The sequence below is a fragment of the Massilia sp. ST3 genome, assembly GCF_018119405.1.
Classification (GTDB): Bacteria; Pseudomonadota; Gammaproteobacteria; order Burkholderiales; family Burkholderiaceae_D; genus Telluria.
Window position 1 is genome coordinate 74,481 of the sequence record NZ_JAGPWC010000017.1, and the last position, 13,087, is coordinate 87,567.

Here is a 13,087-nt window from a genome sequence, read left to right on the forward strand (position 1 = left end):
GCCAAGCCCGGCCTTGCTCACTATCTCGTATTGCGAAAGCGGTCTTTCGCATCATGAAAACACGTGTGCCAGATTTCCACACGGAAATGAATGTGTGGCATAACCGCCCCCCAGGCAAGCTTATTCAATTCACATATGTTGTATTTGAGAACTTTGTGTTGACTACATGAAAACAAACCATCATGATCGCCTCGTCTTTACAACGAGAACCGCCTACGGGCCAACAAGGATCAGCATGTCTTCTCCCCTGCGCCGGACGGCGCTTTCCCTCTTCCTGGCTTCGCTCGCCGGCTCGGCCTGCGCCAGCGTCATCACCACGGACGAAGGTGTCACCTTCACCAGCAGCTACAGCGGCAATGTATTGAAAATCGAGATCGACGCCGGCAAACGCACCGGCGGCTGGGCCGATGCCCTCGTGATCGACGCCCTTGCGATCAAGGGCCTGGGCCCCGTCTCGGGCGTCAGCCTGAGCACGCCGAGCGGCATCCAGTGGACGATGAGCGGCACCGAGCTGAACGCCAGCGGTTGCCGCAGCGCCCAGGGCGCAAGCAGGCCGAGCAACAGCAATGGACGCGGCGCCCGTCGGGCGGCGAACGCCGCGGCTGCGCCCGCCACGTACGACAGGCTGTGCTTCGAGGGCGAAGGGATCGCGCTCGAGGACGACATGGTCTTCGCCTTTACCCTGAGTGGCGACAGCCTGAACCTGGATACGCCGCACCTGAAGGTGCGCTTCCTGGACGCGCGCGGCAAGAAGGAAGGCAGCCTGCTGTCGGACGACTTCGTCTTCAGCGCGGATACCGGTACCGGTACCAATACCGGCGCGGGCGGCGACAAGGGCGACCCGGGGTCGGTGGAAGAGATCGGCATCGACAAGGACCTGCAGCCGGGATCGGCCGGCCAGGGCGACTCCCTGCCGGCCGCGGACGAATCGGGCGAGCAGCCCCACGCCGCGGTGCCGGAACCTGCATCGCTGGGCCTGCTGGCGCTTGGCCTGGCGGGACTGGCCTGGGCGCGCCGCCGCAAGCCGCGCGCCTGACGCCGGCGACGCCGCCTCCCCGGAACGGGCCCGCAAGGGCCCGTTTTTTATTTTATTGTCAACTCCTCCTGCTGAATTTCCGACGGCAAACAGATTACCCGCTGCTCATCCGTTTGGATGGCGCTAACTGAGCCATCCGTGATTCAGCTAACAGAACCGCCTTCCCAAACGCAATAGGCTGAGCCCAGCGTACTCGACAGTACGCCGGTCCAAGCCGTTCGCAGGACGCGAAGGCGGGGACTGTCACCTAACGAGGAGAGCATTTGAAAACCACACTCATCAAAGCAGCTGCCGTCCTGCTGGCCGCGGGCGCCATCCTGCCGGCGAGCGCCGGATCCCTCACCTACCAGGGCGTGACCTTCACCTCTTCCTGGTCGGAGAACGTGCTGACCCTGGAGATCGACGCCGCCAACCCGACCGGCGACTGGGCCGGCGCGACGTCGCTCGGCGCGCTGCAGCTGAAGGACATCGGCAGCTTCACGGACGTCACCCTGAGCTCGGCGCCGGGCGCGGCCGGCAGCTGGGCGCTGTCGTCCAACGAGCTGAATGCGAACGGCTGCGCGGGCGGCGCGCATCCCGGCTTCGGCCTGTGCTACTCGGGCGCCAACGTGGCGCTGAGCGACGACATGGTGTTCCAGTTTACGTTTGCCGGCGGCGCGCCCAGCCTGGACGCGCCGCACCTGAAGGTGGACTTCTTCGGCGAGGGCGACCGCAAGGTGGGCAGCCTGCTGTCGCAGGCAATCGCGCCGGTGCCGGAGCCGCAGACCTATGCGATGCTGGGCGGCGGCCTGGCGCTGCTGGGGTTCATGGCGCGCCGGCGGAGGAAATAGTTCGTAGGGTGGACGGCTTTGCCGTCCACGCGTTCAACGGGCTCCGGCATGCCGTGCAGCGAAACGGAAGCCGCCTGGACGCGTGGACGGGGAACCCGTCCACCCTACGCCGGCGGTGCGGTCGCGCGAAGAAAAAAGGCGCCTTGCGGCGCCTTTTCTCATTTGGCCAGTTCGACAGTCTGCTGCTCCCCGAACACCAGCTGCCCGCCCCGCACGCGCACGGGGATGGTGTCCTTCGGCCCGAACCTGCCGGCCAGGATGGCTTTCGACAGCGGGTTCTCGATCTGCTGCTGGATCGCGCGCTTGAGCGGACGCGCGCCGTACACCGGATCGTAGCCCGCCTCGGCGATCTTCTGCAGCGCCTCCTCGTCGATGTCGAGCGCCATGTCCATCTTGGCCAGGCGTTCTTCCAGGTTGTGCAGCTGGATCTTCGCGATCGCGCCGATGTTCTTCTCGTCGAGCGCATGGAACACCACGATCTCGTCGATCCGGTTGATGAACTCGGGGCGGAAGTGGCCGCGCACCTCGGCCATCACGGCCAGCTTCACCACCGCCGGGTCGTCGCTGTCCATCGACTGGATCTTGTGCGAACCCAGGTTCGAGGTCATCACGATCACCGTGTTCTTGAAGTCCACGGTGCGCCCCTGCCCGTCCGTCATGCGGCCGTCGTCGAGGGCCTGCAGCAGGACGTTGAACACGTCCGGGTGCGCCTTCTCGATCTCGTCCAGCAGGATCACGCTGTAAGGCTTGCGGCGTACGGCTTCGGTGAGATAGCCGCCCTCCTCGTAGCCCACATAGCCCGGCGGCGCGCCGATCAATCTGGCGACCGAATGCTTCTCCATGAATTCGCTCATGTCGATGCGGATCAGGGCTTCCTCGGTATCGAACAGGAAGGCGGCCAGCGCCTTGCACAGCTCGGTCTTGCCGACGCCGGTCGGGCCCAGGAACATGAAGGACCCATACGGCTTGTTCGGATCGGCCAGGCCGGCGCGGGAACGGCGGATGGCGTCGGACACGGCTTCGATCGCCTCGTCCTGGCCCACCACGCGCTCGTGCAGCTTTTCCTCGATGTGCAGCAGCTTGTCACGCTCGCCCTGCATCATGCGCGACACCGGAATGCCGGTCGCGCGCGAGACCACTTCGGCGATCTCCTCGGCCCCGACCTGGGTGCGCAGCAGCTTCGGCTGGGCGCTTTCGGCTTCGGTGCCCGCGGCTTCCTCGGCCTTCTTCAGCTGGGCTTCCAGTTCCGGCAGGCGGCCGTACTGCAGCTCCGAGACCTGCTGCCAGTTGCTCTGGCGCTTGGCTTCCTCCATCTGGTGGCGGATGCGCTCGATCTCTTCCTTGATGTGGGTGGTGCCCTGCACCGCCGCCTTCTCGGACTTGAGGATCTCCTCGTAGTCGTTGTACTCGCGCTCCAGCCGGGCGATCTCGTCGTTCAGCAGCTCGAGACGGCGCTGCGAGGCCTCGTCGGTTTCCTTGCGCACGGCTTCGCGCTCGATCTTCAGCTGGATCAGGCGGCGCTCGAGGCGGTCCATGACTTCCGGCTTGGAGTCGATCTCGATCTTGATCTTGGCCGCGGCCTCGTCGATCAGGTCGATCGCCTTGTCGGGCAGGAAGCGGTCGCTGATGTAGCGGTGCGAGAGCTCTGCCGCGGCGATGATGGCCGGGTCGGTGATCTCCACCTTGTGGTGCAGCTCGTATTTTTCCTGCAGGCCGCGCAGGATGGCGATGGTCGCCTCCACGCTCGGCTCGTCGACCATGATCTTCTGGAAGCGGCGCTCCAGCGCGGCGTCCTTCTCGACGTACTTGCGGTATTCGTCCAGGGTGGTCGCGCCCACGCAGTGCAGCTCGCCGCGCGCCAGCGCGGGTTTCAGCATGTTCCCCGCGTCCATCGCGCCTTCCGCCTTGCCGGCGCCGACCATGGTATGGAGCTCGTCGATGAAGACGATGGTCTGGCCCTCGTCCTGGGCCAGCTCCTTCAGGACGGTTTTCAGCCTTTCCTCGAATTCGCCGCGGTACTTGGCGCCCGCCAGCAGGGCCGCCATGTCGAGCGACAGCACGCGCTTGCCCTTGAGCGAATCCGGCACCTCGCCGTTGACGATGCGCTGGGCGAGGCCTTCGACGATGGCGGTCTTGCCGACACCCGGCTCGCCGATCAGCACCGGGTTGTTCTTGCTGCGCCGCTGCAGCACCTGGATCGCGCGGCGGATCTCGTCGTCGCGGCCGATCACCGGGTCGAGCTTGCCCATCCGGGCACGCTCGGTCAGGTCGAGGGTGTATTTCTTCAGCGCCTCGCGCTGGCCTTCGGCGTCCTGCGAATTCACCGCTTCGCCGCCGCGCACCGCCTGGATCGCCGACTCCAGCGCCTTGCGCGCCAGCCCGTGTTCGCGCGCCAGCCGGCCCGCGTCCGACTTGTCCTCGGTGAGGGCCAGCAGCACCATTTCGGACGACAGGAACTGGTCGCCGCGCTTCTGCGACTCGCGGTCCGCGAGATTCAGCAGGGACACCAGCTCGCGCCCGACCTGGACGTCGCCGCCCGTGCCCGAGACCTTGGGCAGGCGCTCGAAGGCCAATTTCAGGGCATTCGCCAGGCCGCCGACGTTGACGCCGGCGCGCTGCAGCAGCGAGCGCGCGCCGCCGTCGTCCTGGTTCAGCAGGGCCGCCAGCAGGTGGAGAGGTTCGATGTACTGGTTATCGTTGCCGACTGCCAGGCTCTGGGCATCCGCCAGCGCTTCCTGGAGCTTGGTCGTCAATTTGTCTTGCCGCATGGTATTGCTCCCTAGTGGTGTTCTTTGACTAAGGAGAAAAATAGGGACGGCTGACTGCTTTTCAAGATGCGCAACACTCAGCCGTGACGAGGACGGATCTCAGGACTGGGCGGGCTGCGAAGAATAGGTTTCCGGGACCGGGCCGGCGGCCTTGAGATCGCGTACATTTTTCTGGACCGCGATCACGGCGAACAGCGCCATGACATAGGCGATCGCATAAAACCCTTTTTCGCTGCGGGCCAGCGTGGCGTTCCAGAGCCCCGCCGTCATCAGGAGCGCAGCGCTGGCCAGCGACAGCCAGCACAGGCCCACGTACAAGCCGGTCACGGGCAGGTTCTCGGCCCGGTCGCGCACGGTTTTCTGCAGGGAGATGGCGGCGAACAGGCCGTACAGCAGCAGGGTCAGGTAGTAACCCTTCTCGTTGAGCTGCATGTCCGCATTCCATAGGCCGAGCAAATAACCGGTGGCGCCGGTCAGCAGGGCGGCCCAGGAGGCGCCGACAAAGGCAGGAGTGGGTCGATGGGCATGGTACATGGCGGGCTCCAGAAGTTGTCCAGGGTGTGCTGGAGCGACTGTGCCATGCCATCAATCGGCAGCAGTTGATGCGTGACAGCAATAACCCGACGCCTGAGCCGGCTCAGCTCCGCAACGCCCGCCAGGCCGCAAAGCCCGCCGCGCACAGCACCAGCGAACCGAACAGGTGCAGCGCCGTGTGCGCCAGCGCCCAGCCATATTCGCCCCGCTGCAGGAGGGTCACCGATTCGCCGGAAAAGCTCGAGAAGGTCGTCAGCCCGCCCAGGAAGCCGGTGACGAGGAACAGCCGCCATTCGGGCGCCAGCTGCGGATAAGCGGAAAAGATGCTGAGTGCGATTCCGACCAGGAAGCCGCCCAGCAGGTTGGCCGCCAGGGTCCCGGCCTGGACGAAGGCATGCAAGCCGCCCAGCCACAATCCGAATCCCCAGCGCAGCCAGGCGCCCAGCGCGGCGCCGGCGCCGACCGCCAGCCAGCTCAAGTGGTGGTCCAGCGCGCCTTGGCGCTGTCGTCGCTGCTGCGCGCATCGACCCAGCGCGCGCCTTCCGGGGTCTGCTCCTTCTTCCAGAACGGGGCGTCGGTCTTGAGATAGTCCATGATGAACTCGCAGGCGGCGAAGGCCTCGCCGCGGTGCGCGGCGGTGCAGGCCACCAGCACGATCTGGTCGAGCGGCTTCAGCGGGCCGATGCGGTGGATCACCAGGGCGCCGTACAGCGGCCAGCGCGCACGCGCCTGGACCACGATGTCTTCCAGCGATTTCTCCGTCATGCCGGGATAGTGCTCCAGTTCCAGTTCGGCCACCTGGGCGCCGTCGTTCAGGTCGCGCACCGTGCCGACGAAGCTCACCACCGCGCCGACCCGCGCGTCGCCCTCGCGCAGACGCGCGATCTCCCGGCCCAGGTCGAAGTCGCCGGGCTGCACCCGCACTTCCGTCACGCCTTCCTTCATTTGCCCTCCTTGGCCTGGCGCAGCAGCAGCTGTTCGATGCGCGTCTCGGTGCGCGCATCCGCCAGCGCCGGCAGGCTGAGGAGCTGGCGCAGTTCGTCGCCGTGGGCGCCCGGCTTGCGGCCGGACTTGAGCGAGCTTTGCAGCACTTCGACCTGCAGCTTGAGGCGCTCGCGCGCGAATTCGGCGCCGCTGTCGATGCCGGCCGCGATCTCGAGCTTGAGCAGCTCGTGCAGCAGGCGCTCGCGGTTGGCTTCGAGCTGGCGCGCGTAGGCCGCGCGCTCGCCCTCCAGGGCGGCCAGCGCAGCGTCGAAGCGGGCGCGCAGCACGTTCTCGTAGACGCCGTCGAGCGGCAGCATGGCGTCCCAGCGCTGGCGCCAGTCGCCCGCATGGGTGTGGGCGTCCGGGTTGACCAGGGCGTTTTCCAGCGCCTGGATCAGGCGCAGCTTGTCGCGCACGGCGCCGGCCAGCGCCATCCCGGCGGCGCGGCGCGCCACGTCGGCGTGGTGCTGCACCTGGGCTACGGCGGCGTTGTAGCGCTTCTCGATGCGCGCTTCATGGGCGCGCGGCACCGGGCCGATCGCCTGCCATTCGGCGGCCGCCTCGCGCAGCAGCTTGCCGGCCGTCGCCGGGGTCGCCTCGGGTGCGGCGGCTTCCAGGCGCGCGCACAAGGCTTCCTTGGCGCTTTCGTGGGCGCGGCGCTCGGAATCGGCCGCGTGGGCGTGTTCCTTGCGCGCGGCGAACAGCGCGTCGCATGCGGCGCGGAAGCGCTGCCACAGCGCCTGCTCGGCCTTGCGTTCGAGCGGCAAGGCGCGCGCGTGTTCCTGCCAGCGGTGCTGCAGCTCGCGCAGCAGGTCGACCGCATGGCGGTCGTGCGGATCGAGCGCCTGGGCTTCCTCGATCAGCTGCTCGCGCACGCCCATCTCGACCTGGCGCTGGGTCTCGAGGGGTTTTTGCAGGGTGGTAAGGGCCTCGGAAAACAGCTGGTCGAGGCGCTTCTTGTCCTTGCGGTCGATGGCGCCCAGGTGGCTCCAGGCCGTGCGCAGACGCTGCACGGTGCCGGAGACATGCTTCCAGTCGGCTTCGCCGGATTGCAGGCGGGCGATCTCGGCCTGGGCTTCCTCGACCAGGGCCTGGCCGCGCGCCGCGTTGGCGTGGCGCTCGTCGGCCAACTGGCGGAAGTGGGCCGCGGCCGGCGCATAGGCGGCGGTGCAGGCGGCGTCGAAACGCTCCCACAGGCTGCGCGGCGCGGCGCCCGACAGGCTGTCCAGGGCCTTCCAGCGGTCGCGCATGCTGCCGACCTTCTTGGCCAGCTCGCTCATCGCCAGGTTCTGGGTGGGCAGCGCTTCCACGGTCTTGATCAGTTCCTCGCGCGAGACGTTGCCGCCCCAGCGCGCCCAGTCCGACAGGCGCTTGAGCTCGGCGCGCAAATGGGCCAGGCGGTCGGCCTGGGCCGGCGTCAGGCGCATGCCCTTGTCCTTGCTGTCCTTCAGCGCCTTGTCGAGTTCGGCGGCGCTGCCGAGCGAGCCCTGCTGCAGGGCAGCTTCCAGCGCATCCATGTTGTCGATGAATTGCTGGTCGGCGCCGCGCCCGCCGCCCTTCTGCCCTTCCTTCTGGCCGCCCTGCTCGCGGGCCGCCGGCGCCGCACCGGGACTGGCCTGCTCGGCCTTCGGCCTGGGCTTGCGCGCTTCCTTCGGCGCTTCCTGCGGAAGTGAAGCCAGCAGGGCCTCGAAGCGCTCGCGCAGGCCGGCGCCGGCGGCATTCGCGGGCAGCACGGGCAGGCGCTGCCAGTCCTTGCGCAACTGCTCCGGCTTGAGTTCGGCCTGGGGCTTGCCCTGCCATTCGGCCAGGGCCGCCGCGCGCGCGGCCAGCGCGGCCTGGTCCTGTTCGATCGTGGCCAGGCCGGCGCTCAGGCGCGCATGCTCGCTCGCGAATTCGGCCACCAGGGCGCGCGGCAGCGAAGCGTGTTCGGGGGCGACCAGGGCTGCTTCCTGTTCCTGCTGCAGGCCCGCCAGGCGCGCCGACAGCGCGTCCGCGTCCAGGCCGGCGCCCTCGAGCTGGCGCAAGGCCGCCAGGCGGTCGATCATGGCGCGCTGCAGCTGCACCTGCGCTTCCAGGCGCTGCGCCAGCTGGGCGCGCACTTCATCGAATTCGGGGGCCAGCTCGGGGGCCTTGGTGATCGCCCATTTGCGGTCGAGCTCGGCAACGTGGTTCGGGGTCAGCAGGTGGTCGCCCAGCAAGGTGCGCGCTTGCGCCAGGGCTTCCTGGCCGCGGCGCAGCTCGGCGTCGTGGTGGCGGATCGCGTCCAGGCGCGACTGGGTGAGCTTGGCGACACGGCGGTCGAGGTTGCGCATCGCCGCATGGACGCGCTCGAGCCCCTCGCGGCTATGGACCAGCTCGGCGGCGGCCAGGCGCAGTTCGGAAAAATCGGAAGCGAGGATGAAGTCGACTGCGGCGGCTTCGTCGCCGTCCAGTTGCTTGAGCCGTGCGGCCTGCTGCTCGCGCGAGTGCTGGGTGGCGCCCCGCCCTCCCGGCGCCTGTGGCGCAGCGTCGTGCGCGGCTCCCTGCCCGGACGCCTGGCCGGACGCCCGTGCGTCCGGCGCAGCGGCGTCGGGCTTGGCTCCCGCCTTGTCTCCACCCTGCCGCTTGAATAGGAATTCGAACATGATGAGCGCACTTCCAAAACCCCCATCATAGCAAAGAACCATGGCCTCGATGGCCCACTCCCCCTTCTGTTCCGAATCAGTGAACGAGGGGCAATGTGGAGCCTTGCCGGTTAGCATATTCGGGCCCTGCGGCGCCCGTGGCCGCGTAGCCGGCCGCGGGGCGCGACTCCACCTGGTTGGCCTGGTAGGCCAGCATCTGGTTGGCGATGGCGAACCAGGATTCGCCCGAGATCAGGGTGCGCGCCAGCGGGAACAGCTCGCGTTCCTCCAGCTCGAGGCGCTCGAGCAGCAGGCTGCAGCAATGTTCGACCGCGCGCAGGCAATCGGGGCTGCCCTGGGCTGCCTTGGCCTGGGCCAGCACCCGTGCGTCGAGCGCGCGCCGGCTCAGCCCCTCGAGCCGGACCAGCAGCGCTTCGGCGGCCGCCCCGGCCCGGTGCAGGGCCGGCAGCACGAAGCGGTCGAGCTTGCGCCAGTGGCAGCTCTCGTACACGCGGCGCAGCGCCTCGCAGGCTTGCTCGAACTGGCGCACGGTCCATTGGTGGGGACCTTCGCCCCACCAGGTATCCGGGCGCCAGCGCTCCATGAGCGCCTGCACCTCGACCCGCGCGCGTGCTTGCTCGACGGATAGGGCGACCAGCGTATAGGTTGACGTCAACATCGTGTCTCCTCTCAGAATGGCTCCGCCAGCATGGCAGCATGACCGTGCGCGGCCTGGATGCAGGGCTGGGGATGCTTTGTCAGGGCCGCCGGCGCTTCTTTTATGTTGTTGTCGCCGGCCGGCAGGAATTCAAAGTGTAGAGAGAAGGACAGGCTCAGGCTTGAGGTGGCTCAAACACCTCGGCGGGAACCATATAAGCTCATGCCGCTGCACGGGCGTCTTCTTCCAGGACGCCGGCGAGCTGGGCCGCGAAGGGAGCCGGGTCCGCGTGGCCCACCGTCACGTGCGCACAGCCATGCCAGCGCGCGCAGCGCCGCACCGCCCCGGCCACGTCGGCGGTGAAGCGCGCGCTCAGGCGCACCCCGGGCTCCAGCGCCACGCTCTTGAGCTCGAAGATGCCCGCCTTGCGGTGCGCCTTGGCGTCGACCCGTCCCACCAGCGCGCCGCGCCGCAGCAGCGGCAGGGTGAAGTAGCCGTAGCGGCGCTTCTCGGCCGGCGTATAGCATTCGAGCCGGTAGTCGAAGCCGAACAGCTCCAGCGCGCGGCGCCGGTCCCAGACCACCGGATCGAAGGGCGACAGCAGGGTCGTCAGGCCGGGATTCAGGCCGCCCTCGATCGCGGTCCGGGCGCGCTCCAGGTGCGCGGGATGCAGGTAGACCGGCTCGCGCCAGCCCTCCACCCGCGCCCGCAGCAGCAAGCCCTCTTCCGCCAGCTGCGCCGGGTCGACGTGGGGCCGGCGCGTACGGTGGTAGTCGGGGATCCAGGCGGCCTTGGCCAGGCCCAGCGCGCGCACGGTGCGCAGGGCGAATTCGCGCCGCACCGCGTCCTCCGGCGGCAGGCGGCTGTCGTCCCACGCGGGGTGGACGCGTTCGGCCAGGTCGTAGATGCGGTGGAAGTTGTGGCGGCGCGCGATCATCAGGCGGCCGGCCGTGAACAGGACTTCCAGCGCGCGCTTCTCGGGCTTCCATTCCCACCAGCCGCCGCCTTTGCCGTCCTTGCGCTCGAAGTCCGCGGCGCGCACCGGGCCATGCTCGCGCACGTGCGCCAGCAAGCGCTCGACCACCTCGGCATGCTCGCGCATCCAGCGCGCCGAGTACTTCCATCCCATCTTCTCCGGCTCCAGCATGCGGTGGCGGTACAGGCCGTAGTCCTCGATCGGCAGGAAGCAGGCTTCGTGGGCCCAGTATTCGAACAGGCTGCCCTCGGCCAGCAGCTCGTCGAGCCAGCAGGGGTCGTAGTCGCCCAGGCGGCTCCACAGCACCAGGTAGGGGCTGCGCGCCACCACGCTGATGGTGTCGATCTGCAGCATCTCCATGCGCCGGATCGCGTCCAGCACGTCCGCCTTGGTGGCGCGGCGGCGGCGCGCGCTGTCCAGCCCCTGGGCCGCCAGGTGCAGGGCGCGCGCGGCGCCGGCCGATAGAATGAGTTCGCTCATGCAGTCATTGTAATAATGTTTCGACATGCTCACTGAAACCGGGGGGACGGCCGGAGCGCCGATGCGTTATAGTTGGCGCCGACCCGACTTCACGTTTTTTCTTCCCATGCGGCTGCTGCACACTTCCGACTGGCACCTCGGCCAGACCCTGCACAATTTCGACCGGATCTACGAACACCAGTGCTTCCTCGACTGGCTGGTCGAGACGCTCGTGGCCGAGCGCATCGACGTGCTCTTGATCGCGGGGGACGTGTTCGACAACGCCAATCCCTCGGCCTTCGCGCACCGCCAGCTGTACCGCTTCCTGCAGCGCGCCAAGGCCGCGGTGCCGCACCTGCAGGTGGTGGTCATCGCCGGCAACCACGATTCGCCGGGCCGGCTGGAAGCGCCGACGCCGCTGCTGGAAGCCTACGGCATCTTCGTGGTCGGCCACGTGGTGCGCACAAGCGACGGCGAGATCGACATCGAGCGCCTGGTGCTGCCCCTGCGCGACCGCGAGGGCGCCACCCGCGCCTGGTGCCTGGCGGTGCCCTTCCTGCGCCCGGGCGACGTGCCGCGCCTGGACAAGGCCGCCGCGGACAAGGACGAGCCTTCTCCCGATCCTTACCTGCACGGCACCACCCTGCTCTACAATAGGGCCTACGCGCTGGCGAAGGAGCGCTGCGGCGCGGACCAGGCCATCGTCGCCATGGGCCACTGCCACATGGTGGACGGCCTGTCCTCGCAAGATTCCGAGCGCCGCATCGTGATCGGCGGCACCGAGGCCCTGCCGACCAGCATGTTCGATCCCGAACTCGCCTACGTGGCCCTGGGCCACCTGCACCTGGCCCAGCGCGTGGGCAAGCAGGAGCATGTGCGCTACTGCGGCAGCCCACTGCCCTTGTCGTTCTCCGAAGTCGGCTACCAGCATCAGGTGCTGTGCATCGAGCTGGAAGGCGCCAGGACGGCTTCCATCACGCCGGTCTTCGTGCCGCGCCCGGTGCAGCTGCTGCGCGTGCCCGCCAGTCCGGCCCCACTGGACGAAGTGCTGGCCGCGCTCGCCGCGCTGGAACTGGAAGATCTGCCGCCCCAGGCCCATCCCTATCTGGAAGTGCGGGTGCTGCTCGACGGGCCCGAGCCGGGCCTGCGCGCGCGGGTCGAAGCGGCGCTCGAAGGCAAGCCGGTGCGCCTGGCCAAGATCGAGCCGACCCGCAAGTTCACCACCGTCAGCGAAGGCGCCGACGTGCTCACGCTCGATCAGCTGGCGCGCCTGCAGCCGGACGACATCTTCCGCCGCCTGTGGCAGCAGCGCTTCGGGGCCGACGCGCCGCCCGACTTGCTGAGCGCCTTCGCGGAACTGGCCAACGCGACGGATGGGAAGGACGCATGAGGATCCTGCGCATCAGCGGCAAGAATCTGGCCTCGCTGGCCCATGAATTCACGGTCGACTTCGAGCAGGAACCGCTGGCCTCCAGCGGCCTGTTCGCCATCAGCGGCCCCACCGGCGCCGGCAAGAGCACCCTGCTCGACGCGCTGTGCCTGGCGCTATACGACGCCACCCCGCGCCTGCTCAAGCGCGCCGGCAGCCAGCTGCCGGACGTGGGCGGCGACACGGTGTCCGCGCTCGACCCGCGCACCCTGCTGCGGCGCGGCGCGGCCGAAGCCTGGTCCGAGGTCGACTTCGTCGGCAGCGACGAAGGCCGCTACCGCGCGCGCTGGAGCGTGCGCCGCGCCTACGGCAAGCCGGGCGGCGCGCTGCAGCCGTCGAAGATGACCCTGCACCGCCTGCCCGACCTGGTCGCCATCGGCGGCACCAAGACCGAGGTGGCGCTGGAGATCGTGCAACGCATCGGCCTGTCCTTCGAACAGTTCACCCGGGCCGTGCTGCTGGCCCAGAACGAATTCTCGGCCTTCCTCAAGACCGATGAGAACGAGCGCGGCGAGCTGCTGGAAACGCTGACCGGCACCACCATCTACAGCGAGATCTCGCGCCGCGCCTTCGAGCGCTACAAGGCGGAACAGGCCCGCACCCAGTCGCTCACCGCCAGGCTGGCGAACCAGGCGCCGCTGGCGCCCGAGGCCAGGGCCGCCCTCGACGCAGAACGCGCCACCGCCGACCTGGCCCTGCAGGCGCTGGAAGCGCGCCAGGCGGTGCTGGAGCAGGAACTGCGCTGGCACCAGGAAACCGAGAAGCTGCAGCGCGGCGAAACCCAGGCGGCGCAGGCGCTGGCCGAGGCCG

General features: G+C 68.6%; 11 protein-coding genes. 4 read left to right on the forward strand and 7 right to left on the reverse strand.

Annotated elements, in window-relative coordinates; genetic code table 11:
- Window positions 1–235: 235 nt before the first annotated feature.
- A complete protein-coding gene (locus KBW98_RS08175) occupies window positions 236–1,036 on the forward strand; it encodes a PEP-CTERM sorting domain-containing protein (RefSeq protein WP_211519628.1) in 801 nt (266 codons plus the stop codon).
- 263 nt (window positions 1,037–1,299) lie between these two features.
- On the forward strand, window positions 1,300–1,866 hold the full coding sequence (locus tag KBW98_RS23915) for a PEP-CTERM sorting domain-containing protein (protein WP_229429052.1): 567 nt from the start codon (window positions 1,300–1,302) through the stop codon (window positions 1,864–1,866).
- A gap of 158 nt (window positions 1,867–2,024) precedes the next feature.
- On the opposite strand, the gene clpB is transcribed toward KBW98_RS23915, so the two are convergent.
- The 7 genes from clpB to KBW98_RS08215 all read right to left on the reverse strand — a co-directional run bounded on the left by clpB (window position 2,025) and on the right by KBW98_RS08215 (window position 10,869).
- Window positions 2,025–4,634 (reverse strand): ATP-dependent chaperone ClpB, encoded by a 2,610-nt coding sequence (gene clpB, locus KBW98_RS08185; protein ID WP_211519629.1) that lies wholly within the window; start codon window positions 4,632–4,634, stop codon window positions 2,025–2,027.
- A gap of 99 nt (window positions 4,635–4,733) precedes the next feature.
- Window positions 4,734–5,168 carry an inner membrane protein YiaA gene (yiaA, locus tag KBW98_RS08190; RefSeq protein WP_211519630.1) on the reverse strand — a complete coding sequence of 145 codons (435 nt, stop codon included), beginning with the start codon at window positions 5,166–5,168 and terminating at the stop codon, window positions 4,734–4,736.
- Between the two features lie 103 nt (window positions 5,169–5,271).
- Entirely contained in the window at window positions 5,272–5,646 is a 375-nt protein-coding gene (gene crcB / locus KBW98_RS08195) for a fluoride efflux transporter CrcB (RefSeq protein WP_211519631.1), read from the reverse strand.
- A complete protein-coding gene (moaE, locus tag KBW98_RS08200) occupies window positions 5,643–6,113 on the reverse strand; it encodes a molybdopterin synthase catalytic subunit MoaE (protein ID WP_211519632.1) in 471 nt (156 codons plus the stop codon). The genes crcB and moaE overlap by 4 nt, the downstream gene beginning before the upstream one ends.
- On the reverse strand, window positions 6,110–8,776 hold the full coding sequence (locus tag KBW98_RS08205) for a DUF349 domain-containing protein (protein ID WP_211519633.1): 2,667 nt from the start codon (window positions 8,774–8,776) through the stop codon (window positions 6,110–6,112). Before KBW98_RS08205 ends, moaE begins: the two co-directional genes overlap by 4 nt.
- Before the next feature lie 76 nt (window positions 8,777–8,852).
- Entirely contained in the window at window positions 8,853–9,434 is a 582-nt protein-coding gene (locus KBW98_RS08210) for a hypothetical protein (RefSeq protein WP_211519634.1), read from the reverse strand.
- Between the two features lie 199 nt (window positions 9,435–9,633).
- Window positions 9,634–10,869, reverse strand: coding sequence for a winged helix-turn-helix domain-containing protein (locus KBW98_RS08215; RefSeq protein WP_211519635.1), 1,236 nt, complete (start codon window positions 10,867–10,869; stop codon window positions 9,634–9,636).
- A gap of 106 nt (window positions 10,870–10,975) precedes the next feature.
- On the opposite strand from KBW98_RS08215, the gene KBW98_RS08220 reads away from it, so the two are divergent.
- Both KBW98_RS08220 and KBW98_RS08225 read left to right on the forward strand, forming a co-directional pair.
- The gene (locus KBW98_RS08220; RefSeq protein ID WP_211519636.1) at window positions 10,976–12,238 is read left to right on the forward strand and encodes an exonuclease SbcCD subunit D C-terminal domain-containing protein; all 1,263 of its coding nucleotides are present in this window, start codon (window positions 10,976–10,978) and stop codon (window positions 12,236–12,238) included.
- On the forward strand, window positions 12,235–13,087 hold an 853-nt coding region (locus tag KBW98_RS08225; RefSeq protein ID WP_211519637.1), incomplete at its 3' end, for an AAA family ATPase. The genes KBW98_RS08220 and KBW98_RS08225, both read left to right, overlap by 4 nt.

Bases quoted from the DNA above. Each gene is read 5' to 3' on its own strand.
- KBW98_RS08215 (WP_211519635.1), bottom strand. From the start codon at position 10,869: ATGAGCGAACTCATTCTATCGGCCGGCGCCGCGCGCGCCCTGCACCTG.
- yiaA (WP_211519630.1), bottom strand. From the start codon at position 5,168: ATGTACCATGCCCATCGACCCACTCCTGCCTTTGTCGGCGCCTCCTGG.
- clpB (WP_211519629.1), bottom strand. From the start codon at position 4,634: ATGCGGCAAGACAAATTGACGACCAAGCTCCAGGAAGCGCTGGCGGAT.
- KBW98_RS08175 (WP_211519628.1), top strand. From the start codon at position 236: ATGTCTTCTCCCCTGCGCCGGACGGCGCTTTCCCTCTTCCTGGCTTCG.
- moaE (WP_211519632.1), bottom strand. From the start codon at position 6,113: ATGAAGGAAGGCGTGACGGAAGTGCGGGTGCAGCCCGGCGACTTCGAC.
- KBW98_RS08205 (WP_211519633.1), bottom strand. From the start codon at position 8,776: ATGTTCGAATTCCTATTCAAGCGGCAGGGTGGAGACAAGGCGGGAGCC.
- KBW98_RS08210 (WP_211519634.1), bottom strand. From the start codon at position 9,434: ATGTTGACGTCAACCTATACGCTGGTCGCCCTATCCGTCGAGCAAGCA.
- KBW98_RS08220 (WP_211519636.1), top strand. From the start codon at position 10,976: ATGCGGCTGCTGCACACTTCCGACTGGCACCTCGGCCAGACCCTGCAC.